Here is a 15,512-nt window from a genome sequence, read left to right on the forward strand (position 1 = left end):
GGAGACCTCACGTTCCGCAGGAGCGCATGTCGAAAGACGTCCTTCCGTGCCTGAGATCTCCTGCGAATGGAGAGCGCCCTACGGGGTCAGCGCGCGGCGGCCAGCCCGTGCAGGTGCGCCATGAGCGAGGACGCGAGGTTGTAGACCACGAGGTCGGCGCCGGCGTCGAACGCCGCGGCCGCGGCATCCTTCGTGCCGACGATGTCCATACGCAGCGACCCCGCCTGCGCGAGCGCGTCGTGCACCGCGGCGATCGCCTCGGGCACCGGCAGATCGTGGGGACCGGATGCCGCGGCGAGATCCGCCGGGCCGACCATGATGCCGTCCAGTCGCGGCGTCGCGACGATCGCGCGGGCCTCGGCGACCCCGCGCGGGGACTCGATCATGCCGAGCACGAGCGTGTCCTCGAGCCAGGAGTCCCGGTGCTCGGCGGGCGGCACGAGGCCGAACCGCCCTGCGCGGCTGTAGGTCGCGAAACCCCGCGATCCCACCGGCGGGTAGAGAGCCGCGTCGACCAGTGCGGCCGCGTCCTCCGCGGTATCGAGGTGCGGGGCGAGGATGCCCTCCGCACCCTGGTCGAGCACCCGCAGGATCTGCCCGCGATCCCCCTCGCCCACGCGCACCACGACGGGCACCCCGTGCACCTGCGCGAGCGCGATGTGATGGCGCAGCGCCACGACGTCGGCCGGGCCGTGCTCGCAGTCGATCAGCACGAAGTCGAACCCGGCGACCGCGAGCATCTCGACGAGCTCCTCCGAGGGCATGCGCAACAGCGCGCCGATCAGCTTCTCACCCGCGCGAGCGCGCTGCCGCAGCGAGGCGGTCATGCGACCATCCCCGCCGACAGGTCGACGTCGGCGCCGCACATCCCCGGCATCCCGAGCATTGCGATCACGGCCGCGCCGACCTCCTCCTCCGTGACCATGCGGCCCAGAGCCGCGCGCGACACGAACGCCTGCTCGGCCTCGTCGACGCTCCCGCCGGAGCGCTCGGCTTCGAGACGGAAGTTGCGCGCCATGCGGGGCCCTTCGACGGGACCGGGGGACAGCGAGTTGACGCGCACCCCCGCCGGGCCGACCTCGAACGCGAGGGTCGAGGTGAGCCCGATCACGGCCATCTTCGAGGCGCAGTACGGCGTGCGGTGCGCGAGAGGGCGCTTGCCCGACACGGAGGCCACGTTGATCACGTCGCCGCTGCCGCGCTCGACCATGCCCGGAAGCAGCGCCTTGCACAGCAGGAACGTGCCGCGCACGTTGACCGCGAAGACCTCGTCCCAGTCGTCGGCGTCGATGTCGGTGAGTGCCGCGACCGGGCCGGGGATGCCGGCGTTGTTCACGAGGATCGAGACCTCCGTGCCGGCGAGGGCGTCGCGCAGGGCGTCGACGGATGCCGGGTCGGCCACGTCGCACGCGAGTCCGCGCGCCCGGGATCCGAGCTCGGCGACCACGGCGTCGAGCTTGCCGGTGTCGCGACCCACCACGACGACCTCGGCTCCGGCGGCGTGAAGGGACCGGGCGATGGCCGCCCCGAGTCCGCTGCCGCCGCCGGTCACCACGGCCACGCGGCCGGTGAGGTCGGTCATCGTGACTCCGCGCCGACCGGAGCCGTGCCGGCGGCCGCGTGGCTCTCGTCGATCCAGTCGAACTGCGTGCCGGCGTGCCGCCAGGCGCGTGCGTCTCCCGAGCGGGCATGCCCTTCGAACAGCTCGACGCGGGCGGCGCGGCCGCACACGGCGCCGAGCTCGGCCGAGGAGTCGGTGTTCTGGATCTCCTGGTAGGTCACGGTGCGCAGGTACTTGCCGACCCACAGCCCGCCCGTGTAGCGCGCGGCGCCGAGAGTGGGAAGCACGTGGTTGGTGCCGATGACCTTGTCGCCGTAGGAGACGCAGGTGTTCTCGCCGAGGAACAGGGCGCCGTAGTCGTGCATGCGGGTGAGCGCCTCACGAGGCTCCTGCGTGAAGATCTGCACGTGCTCGAACGCGAAGTCGTCGGCGATCCGGTAGGCCTCGTCGAGGTCGTCGGCCACGATCACCTGGCCCCAGTCCCGCCAGGCGGGACCGGCGTAGTCGCGCGTCGGCATCCCGGGCAGGATCCGCTCGATCCAGTCGAGCACCTGCTCGCCGAGCTCCTGCGAAGTCGTGACGAGCACGGCGGGGGAGTCGGGCCCGTGCTCGGCCTGCGAGAGCAGGTCGACCGCGGTGAAGAACGGGTCGGCGTGCTCGTCGGCGACGATGAGGATCTCGGTGGGACCCGCGAAGAGGTCGATGCCGACCTCACCGAACAGCTGCCGCTTGGCCTCGGCGACGTAGGCGTTGCCCGGACCCGCGATCATGTTGACGGGCTGGATAGTGTCGGTGCCGACGGCCATGGCGGCCACGGCCTGCACCCCGCCGAGGATGTAGATCTCATCGGCGCCCGCGAGTTTCATGGCGGCGACGGTGGCCGCGGGGATCTCGCCGCGGATCGGCGGCGTGCACGCGACGACGCGGGGGACGCCCGCGACCTTGGCCGTGATGATCGTCATGTGCGCCGAGGCGGTGAGCGGGTACTTCCCCCCGGGGATGTACGCTCCGGCCGCCTGGACGGGGACGTGCTTCTGCCCGAGGAACACGCCGGGCAGGGTCTCGACCTCGATGTCGACGAGCGAGTCGCGCTGCGCCTGGGCGAAGCGGCGCACCTGCGCCTGCACGAACTCGATGTCCGTGATCACCTGCGGGTCGAGGGTCGCCATGATCTGCGTGATCTCGTCGTCCGACAGCCGGTACGACTCGGGGCTCCAGTTGTCGAACTGCTCGGCGTACCGGCGGACGGCGGCGTCGCCGTTCTCGCGGATGTCTCCGATGATCGCCCTGACGCGCTCGGCGACATCCTGCTGAGCGGTGTCCGCGAACGTCTTCGTCGGCGCGGTCTTCAGATGCAGGGGCATGGCCCTTCCTTTCTTTGCATACGTATGCTCCGATTATGACCGCGTATGCATTACGGCGTCAAGGGCAGTAGAATCCGGTGGATGGAGGGGGAGGCCTGACATGGTCGTCACGAGTCGCGATGTCGCCCGCCTGGCGGGCGTGTCCCAGCCGACGGTGTCGAGGGCGCTGCGCGACGACGCCCGCGTCTCCGAGGCCACCAAGCTCCGCGTCCGCGAAGCGGCGCAGCTGCTCGGCTACGTGCCCAGCGAGGCGGGTCGTGCGCTGTCGTCCGGCCGCACCCGCCGCATCGGTCTGCTGCTGACCGATCTCGACAACCAGTTCTACTCGCACATCATCGCGCCGGTGCACCGCGAGCTCGAGGCGCTCGGCTACCAGCTCATGCTGCACACCGAGACCGCCGACAACGACACGATCGTCGAGCGCCTGCTCGCGAACGGCCTCGACGGCGTGATCCTCGCGACGACCACGGTCGACTCCGTGGCGCCCGTGCGCCTGCGCGACCGAGGGCTCCCGTTCGTCTACTTCAACCGCATCGGATCGTTCGTCGATGCGGACTCCGCGGTCGTGAACTCCGTGCCGGGGTACCGCGAGGCGGTCCGCGCGTCCGTCGCGCTCGGGCATCGGCGCATGGGCGCCGTGCTGGGGCCGAGCAACACGAGTACGGCGCAGGGGCGAGAGGCGTCGCTCCGCACGGCGCTCGCCGCCGAGGGGCTCCAGCTCGACGAGCGCGACGTGCGCCGCACCCCGTACGGGGCGGCGGAGGGCGAGACGGCCGCAGCCGAGCTCCTCGCCGGCCCCGACCGCCCCACGCTGCTCTTCTGCGGTAACGACGTCGTGGCATACGGCGCACTCAACGCCGCCCATCGCGCGGGCCTGCGCGTGCCGGAGGACCTCTCGATCATCGGCTTCGACGACCTTCCCGAAGCGGCCTGGCCCATCATCGACCTCGCCACGGTCGGCTACGACATCGTCGGCATGGCCCGCGCGGCCGCCGATCTCATCGTGCGGCGCATCGAGGATCCGGACGCCGAGATCCGGATGTCCGGATTCGCGTCGACCTTCGTGGCGCGCCGCACGCTGGCATCTGCGCCGTCGCGCTGAGCCGACGCTCCCGCCCCGCCCGCGTTCGGCATCCGTTCCCCGTCGCTCGCGCGGAATGTCCACCGTGTGCGCTGGATCGTCTCTTGCAATGAGCTGTGCATACGCATACACTGGCCGCAACGCGCCGCACGGTCACCGATGAACCGCAGCCGCGTATCTCGAAGGAGTGAAAAGCGTGTCTCTCGACCCGGTCGCCTATCTGCCGTATAAAGACCCCGATGACTTCATCCGCGAAGTGACCGACCTCATCTGGGTCGATCGGTCGATCAGCTTCATCGTGGACAACTACGAGCCCGACTCGATCGTGCACGGTGGACTGGGCACCTCCACGACCCGACAGGAGGTCATCGAGGGATCGCTCATGCGCATCTCCGCGACGCCCGACCGCGTCGGACAGGCGGAGGACGTGATCTGGGAGGCGCGCGGCGACGACGCGTTCCTCAGCTCGCACCTCGTGCTCTCGGGCGACCTGCACTCCACCGGGGTCAGCCGCACGATCGCGAACTGCCTCTACCGCCGCGGACGCATGGTCGAGGAGTGGGTCGTCCGCGACACGCTCGCCGGCGCACAGCACCGTGGCCTCGACGTCGACGAACTGGCGCGCACCCAGGCCTTCCGCGGCTTCACCGGATCGTGGAACGACGCCGCCCCCGCCGACCCGATCGCGGAGGGCGACTCCGGGGTGCGCCCCGACGAGTACCGCTCCGAGGTCGAGACGGTCATCGACATGATCCAGACCGTCTGGAACGGCCGCGACCTGCAGAAGGTCGAGAAGTACTTCGACCGCGACCTCACTCTGCTCACCGTCGGCGACCGCACGATCATCCGTCCCGAGGGCTACCGCCGGGCGCTGCTGCACCTGCTCGAGTCCTTCCCGGGCGGCCAGTTCGAGATCCGCGACATCCAGACCAACTACGACGTGCGGTACGCGGGCCTCCGGGTCGCGGTGCTGTGGAAGTTCGTGGGCGAGTACAACGGCGTCCCGAACTACGGCCCGCTCACAGGCAAGCCCGTCGACCTGATCGGCATCTCGCAGTTCACGTTCCACAAGGGCGCCATCGTCAAGGAGGTGCGCCTCTGGGACGACATCGCCCTGCGCGCCCAGATCGCCGGACAGCGCGGCGACGAGCCCGTGCAGTTCGCCAACATCTACTGATCACGACTGATCGACAAGGAGAAGAAGACAATGAGCACTGTCATCGAGGGCCCGAACGACGTCATCGTCGACGCGTCCGAGATCGAGCGCCGCACCATCCGACGCACCGACTGGGTGCCGTGCAACTCGGCGTTCATCGACTGCCGCACCCCGGGTTCCGACCGCAAGGAGAACTTCTCCTTCATCGGCGCCGGTGTCTCGCAGAACGCGAGCCAGTATGTGAACCTCGAGGTCGAGCACGGATTCAACACCGGCGCGGCGGGCATGCCGAACGGCATCTCGAACAACCTGCACCTGCACTTCACGGCCGAGGTCTTCATCAACCTGGGCGGCGAGTTCCGGTTGCGGTGGGGCGTCGACGGCAAGCAGGGCGAGTACGTCAGCCATGACGGCGACATCGTCACGATCCCCACCTGGATCTTCCGCGGTTTCACGAACGAGGGGCCGGACGACGGCATCCTCTACACCGTCCTCGGCCGCGACGACAACGGGGGCATCATCTGGGGCCCGTCCGTGCTCCGCGAGGCGGAGTCCTACGGGCTGCACCTCACCGCCGACAACAAGCTGATCGACACGGTCGCGGGCGACGTGCTGCCCGACGACGTCGCGCTCATCAAGCCGATGAAGCAGCACTACATCGACGAGCTCACGACCTACACGCTCGAGGACATGCGCTCGCGCGTCATCCAGCCCGGTGACCGCAAGTACTCGGCGGCTGCGCTGCTGTGCGCGGCGGTCGACGGCGGTCGCGTCGAGCTCGCCACCGCGATCGGCTACGGCATGAGCGAGAACCGCCGCCAGGTGCCGAACGTGCACGAGCCGCACTCGTTCAACCTCGCCTGGGTCAAGGCCGAGGCGGGACAGGGCGTGCTGCGCCACCGGCACGACAAGACGCAGGCGCTGCTCTTCAAGACCGGCCGCTGGGAGGTCACCCTCAACGGCGACCCGTCGACGACCGTGAACCTCGGCGCCGGCGACACCTTCTCGGTGCCCGAGGGCGCGTGGCGCGAGTACCGCTGCGTCGAGGGCGACGAGACCGGTGCGGGCACCGTCCTCGTGATCAACGGCGGCGACGACCGGGTCTACCTCGAGTGGGCTCCGGAGGTTGTCGAGGCCGCAGCCGCCGCCGATTGGACCATCGACCCGAACGGCTACCTCGCGCCGCTCGGTGTGATGGTCACCGCGACGGAAGACGACTGACACACACTCCGGTCGTCGACGGTCGCGAAGCGCGAGGGGCCCCCGGGGCTCCTCGCGCTTCTGCGTGTCGCGGGCGGTGGTCTCCGGCCGTCGAGCGCGGATCAGTCCAGAGCGACGCGGCCCTCGTGCTCGGGCAGGCGCTCGCGCAGCATCCGCTCGGCGAGCTCGGCGATCCGCTGCGTCGCGGGTGAGAGCAGCACGCCCTCGCGCCGTACGAGCGCGATCGTGTCGTGCATGGGCTCCGCGAAGGGGAAGGTGCGGATGCCGTCGGGGAAGCCCTCCGACTCGGCGACCGAGCGCGAGACGATCGTGTCGGCCGTGCCGGCGGCCACGAGGCTGAGCGCGGTCTCGACGTGCTCGACCTCGACCGCGGGCTCGATCGTGCGGCCCCGCAGGCGGGCGCGTTCGAGCAGTTGGCGGCGGGTGGGGTCGTCCCAGCCGGCGAAGGCGTCGTAGAGCACGAGCTTGGCGTCGGCCACCTCGTCGATCGTGACAGCTCCGCTCCCGGCGGGGCGGGTCGTTGAGGCGTACAGCACTTCGTCGCGGAAGAGGGGGTGCACGTCGAGGCCGTCCTCGTCGATCGGCAGCACGAGCAGCCCCGCCTCGAGCTCGCCCGCGGCGATCGATCGGGCCACGAGCGCCGAGTTGATGCCGACGAGCCGCAGCCGCACGTTGGGATGCCGGTGGTGGAAGGTCTCGGCGAGGTCGGCGAGCGCGTAGTAGGCGGCGTTGCGCAGCACCCCGAAGGTGCACGTGCCGCGGTCGAGGGAGGCGAGGGCCTGGATCGTGTCGATGCCGTTCTGCACGGCGCTCACGGCCTGTGCGGCATGCGGGCGCAGTTCGAGGGCGGCGGCGGAGGGCACGAGTCGACGGCTGCCGCGCGCGAACAGCGTGACGTCGAGTTCGCGTTCGAGGCGCGCGACGAGCTCCGACACCGACGCCTGGGTCATGTCGAGAGCGCGCGCGGCGGCCGTGAAGGAGCCGTGCTCGAGCGCGGCGAGGAAGGCGGTGAGCTGCGTGATTGTCACGCGACAATGGTAAACCCGATGGCATCGAACGGACCATCAGGCTTTTCAGATGGGTGCTGACGACGTAGCCTTCCTGCATGCGTTACTCCTCTGCAGTCCTCGCCCGCCTCGACGGCGCCTTCCACCACCTCAAGACCCCGCTCGTCGACGCTCCGGCCGCGCAGCGCGATCCCGCCGTGATCGAGACGGTCACGAACATGCTCGCCGACATCCGCGAGCGCGGCATGGACGCCGTGCTCGACTACGCGAAGAAGCTCGACAACTACCAGGGCGCGGCCATCGAGCTCACCCCCGAGCAGATCGCGTCGAGCGGCGACCGTCTCGACCCCGACCTGCGTGCCGCGATCGAGCTCGGCGCCGAGCGCACCCAGGCGTTCGCCCGCGCATCGCGCGAGCACCTCACGGATTTCGAGACCGAGTTCGTGCCTGGCATCGTGACCGGCGCGAAGTACGTGCCCGTCTCCCGCGTCGGCGCGTACCTGCCGGCCGGCCGCTTCCCGCTGACCGCGAGCGCGTTCATGACCGTCGGCGTCGCGAAGGCCGCAGGCGTCCCCACGGTGATCGCGTGCACTCCGCCGCAGCCCGATGGCGGGGCGAACGACGCGGTCGTGTACGCGGCTCACCTCTCCGGCGTCGACCGCGTGTTCGTGATCGGCGGGGTGCAGGCCCTCGCGGCCATGGCCTACGGCCTGCTGGGCGAACTGCCCGTCGACATGCTCGTCGGCGCAGGCAACGCGTTCGTGGCGGAGGCCAAGCGTCAGCTGTTCGGCACGGTCGCGATCGACCTGCTCGCCGGTCCGAGTGAGGTCGCCGTGATCTCCGACGAGACGGCCGACCCGGTGCTCGTCGCCGCCGACCTGCTCGGCCAGGCCGAGCACGGCCCCAACTCGCCGGCCGCGCTCGTCACGACCTCCGAGGAGCACGGACGCGCGGTGATCGCCGAGATCGAGCGGCAGCTGTCGACACTTGCCACGGCGGAGATCGCCGGTGCGGCCTGGCGCGATTACGGCGTGGTCACGGTCGCGAAGGACCGCGAGACCGCGGTCGCGCTCATGGACGACCTGGCCCCTGAGCACCTCGAGCTCCTCACGGCGGACGACGACTGGTACCACGAGACGTTGCGCAACTACGGCTCGATCTTCCTCGGCACCTGGAGCACGGTGGCTTACTCCGACAAGGGCATGGCCGGTACGAACCACGTGCTGCCGACGGCCGGCGGTGCGAAGCACAGCGCAGGTCTGTCGGTGTCGAGGTTCCTCAAGCCGCTCACCTACCAGCGCATCGCGCGCGAGGCGACGCTCGAGCTCGCGAACGCCGTGCAGGTGATCTCCGACTCCGAGGGGATGGCCGCGCACAGCGCCACGGCGACGCTGCGCCTCGAGCGGCTCGGCTGAGCCGCGGCATCCGCCCTCCGTCTGACGGCGCGCCCGCATCGGGGGCCGACGCGCCACACGACGGACGAGACACGGATCGGGGGCCGACACCTGGCGTGTCGGCCCCCGATCCGTGTCCGGAAGGTACTGCTCAGAGAGCCGTGTAGCCGCCGTCGACGAGGTGGTAGCTGCCGGTCACGAAGCTCGCGGCGTCGCTGGCGAGGAAGGCGATGAGGTTCGCGACCTCGTCGGGCTGGCCGAGGCGGCCGATCGGGTGCTTGCTCACGAGGAACGCCTTCGCCTCATCGCCCATCGTGGCGAGCAGCGGGGTGTCGATGAAGCCGGGGCCGACCGAGTTGACGCGCACGCCCTGCGCCGAGTACTCGAGCGCGGCCGACTTCGTCATGCCGACCACCGCGTGCTTGGCAGCCACGTAGGCGGGGGAGTTCGCGAAGCCGACGCTGCCGAGGATCGAGGCGATGTTCACGACGGAGCCGCCGCCGTTCGCGAGGATCGACGGGATCTGCGCCTTCATGTTGCGGAACACGGCGTTCAGGTTGATCGAGATGACCTTGTCCCACGCCGCGTCGTCGTACTCGGCGGTGGGGGCGGATGCTCCGCCGATGCCCGCGTTGTTCACGCCGATGCGCAGCGGGGCGAGCGAGTTCGCGAGTTCGATCGAGGAGCCGATCCACTCGGTGTCGGTGGCGTCGCCGACGGAGGCCTCGGCCGTGCCGCCGGCCGCGCGGATCTCCTCGACGACCGCGTTCGCGTGCTCGGCGTTCAGATCGTTCACGACCACGGCGGCGCCGTTGGCGGCGAGGAGCAGGGCGGTGGAGCGGCCGATGCCGCTGCCCGCTCCCGTCACGATCGCGGAGCGGTTCGAGACGTCGTACTGAGCCATGAGTGGGCTTCTTTCCCGGGCGGTCGCGGTGCCGGGAGATCTTCTCGGACGGTCCGTCCTTCACTCCAGCCTACGCCCGAAACGCAGAGGTGGATTCACATGAATGGATCGGCGTGGGGTCGCCAGCTGCCGCTATCGCGGGTCGCGGGGGTCCTGGACGAGAGCCTCCGCCTCGAGCGTCCACTCGGCGAGGAGTCGGGAACGGTTCGGCTCCGTGATCCAGGCCGCAGCGAGCGAGTCGAGCGCGACCTGGGCGGTCGTCTCCGGGGTCCAGGCGAAGGCACGCGCCGCCATCCGGTACTCCTGGGCGAGATCGGTGAAGAAGAGCGCCGCGTCGTCGGTGTGCAGGCTGGCGGTGATGCCGGCGGCGCGGAACTCATCGATGGGGAATGCCGCGAACGTGGGGAAGCGCCCGGGGAGCATGATCAGGTTGCTCGAGAGGCAGAGCGTCACGGGGATGCCGGCGTCGGCGCAGCGCGCGAGGTCCGCGGGGCGGCCGCTCATCGCGAACCCGTGGTCGATGCGGTCGAGAGGGAGTGCGAACGCGTCGTCGATGTCCTCGACGCCGTCGACGTGCACCGTGGTGCGCAGGCCCTCTTCGCGTGCGAGGGCGTACGCCTCCCGGAACTGGCTCAGGGGGCGGTCGAGCGGGCCGTCGTTCCCGATGCCGAGAATCGGGAGCCCGACGTCCCGAGCGTCGAGCGCGGAGCGCACCGTCCGCACCGCGGCGGCGCCGTCCTCTCCGCGGTACGTGGCGAGGATCAGGCCGCCGCTCAGACCCACCCGATCGTGCATGATGTCGAAGGCCTCGACGACCGCGGCGATCAACTCCCTCTCGTCGAGCGGCGAGCCCCGGAACTCGGCGAGTTGCAGCGAGAGCTCGACGTGACGGCATCCCGCGTCGACGGACCCCTCCAGGATGCGCACGGTGGCGGAGGTGAGGTCCTCGCGCGCGGTGAACGACGCGCTGAGGCTGTGCAGCGCGGTGAAGAAGTCGTCGGCACCGCGATAGCTGCGGCTCCGGCCGTCCGAGTCGGGGGCGAACGACGGGCGCAGGGACCCGCCGAGGTGGGCGTGGAGGTCCGCCTTCGGTAGGCGGCGCGACAGGATCTCGATGCCCAGGCCCGGGGCGAGCTCGCCGTGTTCGCCGGCGATCGTGTTCGCATCGGTCATGGAGACGCCCCTTCTCGCATGTCCGCCCGGCGATGTCAGAGCGAACAGATCCTGTCGGGTGAGCGTACGACCGGCGGGCCGATCCCTCCTCAGATATTCCGGTATGAAGCAAGGTCTCCATGCTCGGCGGCGGGGGTCCTCGCTGCATCCGACAGGATCAACGGGAGGTCGCGCATCACGACCACGCTGTCGAACGCCGCCGACCCCTCCGGGAGCGCGTCGAAGAACGACGACCGGAGCGCGTGCAGTCGGGCGGGTTCGATCCTCCACGTGTCGGTGCTGAGCGCGACGGGTTCGGCGGTGCGCCCATCGTGAGCCATCGACCATCCGATGTGTCCGGCGCGGTAGAAGTCGGAGGCCTCGTCGACGGAGGCGAACACGCCGCTCGTCCATTCGCCGCCCACCTCCACGTCGGCGTCGAGGACGAGTCCGCCGGCCGTCATCTCCACCGCGTAGCGGTCGGCGCTCTCTTCGATGCGGAATCGCGCCTTGCGGTGCACCCCGGGGAACAGCCGGCCTCCGAACAGGACGGGATGCCACGCGGAGCTGTGGCGTTCGAAGATGAAGACGCCCCGCTGCGGCCCATCCGATCCGTCCCACTCGACGGCCATGCGATGCGCGGCGTTCTCGGAGCGCAGGCCCCATCGGCGCTGAGCCCAGGTCGGCCGTATCGATTCCAGTCCCAGCACGCACACGCCCGCGAGAGCGGACCCCTCGACGAGCTGAGGGCGGAAGCCGTCAGGGAGCAGTGAGGCCGCCACCTGCGGATCGAGGCGATACGTGATCAGGAGCCTCCGGCGCAGGTGCGCACGCACTTCTCGGACGATGGTCATGCTCGGAATCTAGCGGCGAGAGAGTGATTCGCCAAGGGGTGACTTGCCGCTGTCGGAACTGGGGTGTGATGAGGCGGGCCGGACCTCAGCGGAGGATGCCCTTGCGCCGGGCAGCGGAAACCGCGGCCGTGCGCGACGAGACGTCGAGCTTGGAGAAGATGTGTGCGAGGTGCGACTTCACGGTCGTCTCGCTGATGAAGAGGGTCTCCGCGACCTCGGTGTTCGACCTCCCCGAGGCGACGAGCTCGAGCACCTCGATCTCCCGGCCGCTCAGGCTCACCTGCGGCGCGCGCATCCGATCGAGCAGGCGTGAGGCGATGACCGGGGCGAGGGCGCTCTCCCCGGCCGCGGCGGCACGCACCGCCGCGGTCAGCTCGTGGGGAGGGGCATCCTTGAGCAGATATCCGCTCGCTCCGGCCTCGACGGCGCCGAGGATGTCGGCATCCGAGTCGTAGTTCGTGAGGACCAGGACGTACGGTGCCGCCTCGAGCGCGCGGATGCGGCGGGTGGCGTCCGCGCCGCCGACGGTCTGCGCCGAGCCGAACTGCAGGTCCATCAGCACGACGTCGGGGTTCTCTCGTTCCGCAGCCCGCACCGCCTCATCGGGACTGTCGACCTCGGCGACGACCTCGAGATCCGGCTCGATGCTGAACAGCGCGCTGAGGCCCGCGCGGACGATGGGGTGGTCGTCGGCGATCACGAGTCGGATCATGAGAGCGCCTCCAGCGAGAGATCGACGGTGAGAGTGGTCCCTCGTCCGACGGCGGTGTCGAGTGTGAGAGTGCCGCCGAGCTGCTGCACGCGCTCGGCCGTGGCCCGCAACCCGAACGCGTCGGACGTCGAGAGATCCTGGGTCGGGAGGGGCGCGGCGTCGAAGCCGACCCCGTCGTCGGCGACGCTGAACCGGAGGTCGTCGCCGTCGACGGTGATGGTCACGGTCGCGGTGCTCGCCTGCGCGTGCTGGATGACGTTCGCGATCGCCCCCTGGGTGATGCGCAGGAGAGCGGTCTGCAGATGCATGGGCAGAGCGACCGCATCCGAGACCCGCACCCGGACGTCGAGACCCTGGTCCGCCCACTGCGTGGCGGCGAGTCGGCGCAATGCGCCAGCCAGGGTCTGGTCGTCGAGTTGCGGCGGAGTGAGCTCGCGGATGAATCGGCGGGCTTCGACGAGGTTGGCCGCTGCGGTCTCGCGGGCGAGACGGATGTGGTCGATGCCGGGGCGATCCCCATCGGCGCGCTCGGCGGCGTGCAGCAGCATCTGGATGCTGGAGAGACCTTGCGCGAGGGTGTCGTGGATCTCCCGGGCGAGGCGCGCGCGCTCCGCGAGCACTCCCGACTCGTGCTCGGTGGCCGCGAGCCGCCCGCGGGTCGTCAGCAGCTCCTGGACCAGCGCCTCCCGCTGCTGTGCCTCCCGGGCGAGCGCCTGGTAGCCCAGGCCGATGAGCAGCGCGACGCCGGCGCCGACGAGGGGGCCGACGACACCGCCCACGCTCCATCCGCCGTGCAGCCCCAGCGCGACGATCGCGAAGGCGGTGGATGCCAGGATCGCGGCGGAGCCCCACCACCTGCCCAGCAGATGCAGGTAGAGGAAGAACAGCGGGAAGACCAGGTAGGCGGCGTCGGCGATGAGCCATGTCAGCACGAGCCACTCGGCTGTGAGGGCCGCCAGCCAGCACGACGTCGCGAGCCGTCGGGACTGTGCGGTCCTGGCGAGGAGTGCCCCGAGCGCGTAGGTGACGCCGAGCGTCAGGGCCAGCGCGATCACCGCCGCGCTCGCGTCACGGGGATCGAGGACCGCTCGGGCGACGACCACGACGAGCAGAGCGGCGAAGAGCACGTGGAGTCCCGTCCGCAGCCCCACGAACACGGGGGTCAGAGCGGTGTGCGCCATAGGAGGGAGTCTATGCAGGACGGAACGCGGTCACATCGTCCGAAAGGACGAGAGGCGGATCGGCATTCCGGTCGCCGGATGCTGTGCCCGCGGCGGATGACCGCGCGCGACCCGGAGGCGAGAGTGGAGGAGTCGTCGCATCGGCGGCAGGAAAGGCAGACACCATGTTCGTCGCGTTGCGCGACCTCCGCTTCGCCCGCGGCCGATTCCTCCTGATCGGCTCGGTCGTCGCCCTCATCACCGTGCTCGTGGGGTTTCTCAGCGGCCTCACCGGCGGCCTGGCCACGCAGAACGTGTCGGCTGTGCTCGGACTCCCCGGCGACCGCATCGTGTTCTCCGCTCCCGCAGCGGGTGACGGCGGGCCCAGCTTCTCCGAGTCGACGATCACCGAGCAGCAGGCCACCGCGTGGGCGGGCGTCGACGGAGTGTCCTCCGCACGCCCCGTGGGCATCAGCCAGACCCGCGGCGAGACCGACGCCGCGCGCGCCGCGATCGCCGTGTTCGGCGTCGAGCCGGGATTCGATGCGACAGCGCCCGCGAAGGACGGGCAGATCAGTCTGACGCGTCCTGCGGCCGAGGCGCTCGACGCGGGAGTCGGTGACGACGTCACGATAGCCGGGTCCGCGTTCCGCGTCGTCGAGGTCGGCGGGGACGGCTGGTACAGCCACACCCCTGTCGTGCAGATGACGCTGGACGACTGGCAGCGATACTCCGCGGCGACCGGCAACCCCGACGCGTACGCCACCGTCCTCGCGGTCAGCGGAGCGCCGGACTGGGATGCCGCGGACACGGCGCAGTCCACCGTGTCCGAGACGCCGCTCGGATCGCTGACGGCTCTCAGCGCCTTCCGCTCCGAGATCGGCTCGCTGCTGCTCATGGTCGCGATGCTGTTCGGGATCTCGGGTCTCGTCATCGGCGCGTTCTTCACGGTCTGGACCATCCAGCGCAAGGGAGACGTCGCCGTCCTGAAGGCTCTCGGCGCCAGCACCCGCTCGCTGATCCGCGACTCCCTCGGTCAGGCGCTGATCGTCCTGGTCGCGGGGATCGGCGCAGGGCTCGGAGTCGTCGCACTCCTCGGCACTCTCGCCGGCGGGGCGCTCCCGTTCATGCTGAACCCGCTCACCACGCTCCTGCCCGGAGCGATCATGATCGTCCTCGGCCTCGCCGGGGCCGCGTTCGCCCTTCGTTCCGTCACCTCCGCCGACCCTCTGACCGCACTCGGGAGCAACCGATGATCCGCCTGAAGAACATCACCCTCACCTTCCCGGACGGCGACACCAGGGTGACCGCCGTCGACGACGTGTCCCTCACCGCGCGCCCCGGCACCGTGACCGGCATCACCGGGCCCAGCGGCTCGGGCAAGTCGAGCCTGCTCGCGGTCGCCGCCACGCTCATCCGCCCCGATTCCGGAAGCGTCGCCATCGACGGCGTCGAGGTCACGACCCTGGCGCCGTCCGAGGGCGCGGCGCTGCGACGCGACCGGATCGGCATCGTCTTCCAGCAGTCCAACCTCCTCCCGTCGCTCACCGCGCGTGAGCAGCTGACCGTCATGAACGAGCTCGGCGCCCCGCACAGCCGTCGCCGTCGCGCGAGCAGCGCCGCGCACGCCGAGGACCTCCTGGAGTCCGTGGGTCTCGCCGACCATGGCGACAAGCGACCGCACCAACTGTCCGGCGGTCAGCGGCAGCGCGTCAACATCGCCAGGGCCCTCATGAACGACCCCAGTGTGCTCCTGGTCGACGAGCCGACCAGCGCGCTGGACCAGGAGCGCGGCGCGTCGATCATCGACCTCATCCTGCGGCTCACCGCGCAGCGGAACACCTCGACCCTGCTCGTCACGCACGACCTCGTGCACCTCCCCCGCATGCACGGAGTCGTCCACCTCGTCGACGGCAGGATCGTCGACGAGCCCGCTCGCGTGTGAC

Annotated in this window: 15 protein-coding genes; 6 read left to right on the plus strand and 9 right to left on the minus strand. The window is 70.4% G+C overall.

Features of this window, described 5'->3' with window-relative positions; translation table 11 throughout:
- Positions 1-86: 86 nt before the first annotated feature.
- From AKH00_RS12520 to hisD (AKH00_RS12530), 3 genes are read right to left on the minus strand one after another with little or no spacing between them, the layout of a single operon-like run.
- The gene (locus AKH00_RS12520; protein WP_050723093.1) at positions 87-827 is read right to left on the minus strand and encodes an HpcH/HpaI aldolase family protein; all 741 of its coding nucleotides are present in this window, start codon (positions 825-827) and stop codon (positions 87-89) included.
- Positions 824-1,582 (minus strand): SDR family NAD(P)-dependent oxidoreductase, encoded by a 759-nt coding sequence (locus tag AKH00_RS12525; protein WP_050723094.1) that lies wholly within the window; start codon positions 1,580-1,582, stop codon positions 824-826. Before AKH00_RS12525 ends, AKH00_RS12520 begins: the two co-directional genes overlap by 4 nt.
- The gene (hisD, locus tag AKH00_RS12530) at positions 1,579-2,925 is read right to left on the minus strand and encodes a histidinol dehydrogenase (protein ID WP_050723095.1); all 1,347 of its coding nucleotides are present in this window, start codon (positions 2,923-2,925) and stop codon (positions 1,579-1,581) included. The genes AKH00_RS12525 and hisD (AKH00_RS12530) overlap by 4 nt, the downstream gene beginning before the upstream one ends.
- A 100-nt stretch (positions 2,926-3,025) precedes the next feature.
- On the opposite strand from hisD (AKH00_RS12530), the gene AKH00_RS12535 reads away from it, so the two are divergent.
- The 3 genes from AKH00_RS12535 to AKH00_RS12545 all read left to right on the plus strand — a co-directional run bounded on the left by AKH00_RS12535 (position 3,026) and on the right by AKH00_RS12545 (position 6,383).
- Positions 3,026-4,027 (plus strand): LacI family DNA-binding transcriptional regulator, encoded by a 1,002-nt coding sequence (locus AKH00_RS12535; protein WP_050723096.1) that lies wholly within the window; start codon positions 3,026-3,028, stop codon positions 4,025-4,027.
- Positions 4,028-4,202: 175 nt separating this feature from the next.
- On the plus strand, positions 4,203-5,183 hold the full coding sequence (locus AKH00_RS12540; protein WP_050723097.1) for a nuclear transport factor 2 family protein: 981 nt from the start codon (positions 4,203-4,205) through the stop codon (positions 5,181-5,183).
- A 30-nt stretch (positions 5,184-5,213) separates the two neighbouring features.
- A complete protein-coding gene (locus tag AKH00_RS12545; RefSeq protein ID WP_050723098.1) occupies positions 5,214-6,383 on the plus strand; it encodes a cupin domain-containing protein in 1,170 nt (389 codons plus the stop codon).
- 101 nt (positions 6,384-6,484) lie between these two features.
- Here AKH00_RS12545 and AKH00_RS12550 read toward each other — a convergent pair whose 3' ends face one another.
- Complete coding sequence (locus tag AKH00_RS12550; protein WP_050723099.1) at positions 6,485-7,411, minus strand: LysR family transcriptional regulator; 927 nt, start codon at positions 7,409-7,411, stop codon at positions 6,485-6,487.
- A gap of 77 nt (positions 7,412-7,488) precedes the next feature.
- Here AKH00_RS12550 and hisD (AKH00_RS12555) point away from each other — a divergent pair, with 77 nt between their 5' ends.
- Positions 7,489-8,805 carry a histidinol dehydrogenase gene (hisD, locus tag AKH00_RS12555; RefSeq protein ID WP_050723100.1) on the plus strand — a complete coding sequence of 439 codons (1,317 nt, stop codon included), beginning with the start codon at positions 7,489-7,491 and terminating at the stop codon, positions 8,803-8,805.
- A gap of 130 nt (positions 8,806-8,935) precedes the next feature.
- On the opposite strand, the gene AKH00_RS12560 is transcribed toward hisD (AKH00_RS12555), so the two are convergent.
- The 5 genes from AKH00_RS12560 to AKH00_RS12580 all read right to left on the minus strand — a co-directional run bounded on the left by AKH00_RS12560 (position 8,936) and on the right by AKH00_RS12580 (position 13,587).
- Positions 8,936-9,688, minus strand: a complete 753-nt coding sequence (locus AKH00_RS12560; RefSeq protein WP_050723101.1) for an SDR family NAD(P)-dependent oxidoreductase — start codon at positions 9,686-9,688, stop codon at positions 8,936-8,938.
- A 132-nt stretch (positions 9,689-9,820) separates the two neighbouring features.
- Entirely contained in the window at positions 9,821-10,861 is a 1,041-nt protein-coding gene (locus AKH00_RS12565; RefSeq protein ID WP_050723102.1) for an adenosine deaminase family protein, read from the minus strand.
- Between the two features lie 89 nt (positions 10,862-10,950).
- Complete coding sequence (locus AKH00_RS12570) at positions 10,951-11,694, minus strand: DUF2071 domain-containing protein (RefSeq protein WP_050723103.1); 744 nt, start codon at positions 11,692-11,694, stop codon at positions 10,951-10,953.
- Positions 11,695-11,779: 85 nt separating this feature from the next.
- Complete coding sequence (locus tag AKH00_RS12575; RefSeq protein ID WP_050723104.1) at positions 11,780-12,406, minus strand: response regulator transcription factor; 627 nt, start codon at positions 12,404-12,406, stop codon at positions 11,780-11,782.
- Positions 12,403-13,587, minus strand: coding sequence for a sensor histidine kinase (locus tag AKH00_RS12580; protein ID WP_050723105.1), 1,185 nt, complete (start codon positions 13,585-13,587; stop codon positions 12,403-12,405). Before AKH00_RS12580 ends, AKH00_RS12575 begins: the two co-directional genes overlap by 4 nt.
- Positions 13,588-13,751: 164 nt before the next feature.
- Here AKH00_RS12580 and AKH00_RS12585 point away from each other — a divergent pair, with 164 nt between their 5' ends.
- Together AKH00_RS12585 and AKH00_RS12590 are read left to right on the plus strand one after the other, a co-directional pair.
- The gene (locus AKH00_RS12585) at positions 13,752-14,822 is read left to right on the plus strand and encodes an ABC transporter permease (RefSeq protein ID WP_050723106.1); all 1,071 of its coding nucleotides are present in this window, start codon (positions 13,752-13,754) and stop codon (positions 14,820-14,822) included.
- A complete protein-coding gene (locus AKH00_RS12590; protein ID WP_050723107.1) occupies positions 14,819-15,511 on the plus strand; it encodes an ABC transporter ATP-binding protein in 693 nt (230 codons plus the stop codon). Before AKH00_RS12585 ends, AKH00_RS12590 begins: the two co-directional genes overlap by 4 nt.
- Position 15,512: the final 1 nt, after the last annotated feature.

This window comes from Microbacterium sp. GCS4, assembly GCF_001262495.1.
Classification (GTDB): domain Bacteria; phylum Actinomycetota; class Actinomycetes; order Actinomycetales; family Microbacteriaceae; genus Microbacterium.

Bases quoted from the DNA above. Each gene is read 5' to 3' on its own strand.
- AKH00_RS12575 (WP_050723104.1), bottom strand. From the start codon at position 12,406: ATGATCCGACTCGTGATCGCCGACGACCACCCCATCGTCCGCGCGGGC.
- AKH00_RS12580 (WP_050723105.1), bottom strand. From the start codon at position 13,587: ATGGCGCACACCGCTCTGACCCCCGTGTTCGTGGGGCTGCGGACGGGA.
- AKH00_RS12525 (WP_050723094.1), bottom strand. From the start codon at position 1,582: ATGACCGACCTCACCGGCCGCGTGGCCGTGGTGACCGGCGGCGGCAGC.
- hisD (WP_050723095.1), bottom strand. From the start codon at position 2,925: ATGCCCCTGCATCTGAAGACCGCGCCGACGAAGACGTTCGCGGACACC.
- AKH00_RS12585 (WP_050723106.1), top strand. From the start codon at position 13,752: ATGTTCGTCGCGTTGCGCGACCTCCGCTTCGCCCGCGGCCGATTCCTC.
- hisD (WP_050723100.1), top strand. From the start codon at position 7,489: ATGCGTTACTCCTCTGCAGTCCTCGCCCGCCTCGACGGCGCCTTCCAC.
- AKH00_RS12520 (WP_050723093.1), bottom strand. From the start codon at position 827: ATGACCGCCTCGCTGCGGCAGCGCGCTCGCGCGGGTGAGAAGCTGATC.
- AKH00_RS12535 (WP_050723096.1), top strand. From the start codon at position 3,026: ATGGTCGTCACGAGTCGCGATGTCGCCCGCCTGGCGGGCGTGTCCCAG.
- AKH00_RS12565 (WP_050723102.1), bottom strand. From the start codon at position 10,861: ATGACCGATGCGAACACGATCGCCGGCGAACACGGCGAGCTCGCCCCG.
- AKH00_RS12590 (WP_050723107.1), top strand. From the start codon at position 14,819: ATGATCCGCCTGAAGAACATCACCCTCACCTTCCCGGACGGCGACACC.
- AKH00_RS12570 (WP_050723103.1), bottom strand. From the start codon at position 11,694: ATGACCATCGTCCGAGAAGTGCGTGCGCACCTGCGCCGGAGGCTCCTG.
- AKH00_RS12545 (WP_050723098.1), top strand. From the start codon at position 5,214: ATGAGCACTGTCATCGAGGGCCCGAACGACGTCATCGTCGACGCGTCC.
- AKH00_RS12560 (WP_050723101.1), bottom strand. From the start codon at position 9,688: ATGGCTCAGTACGACGTCTCGAACCGCTCCGCGATCGTGACGGGAGCG.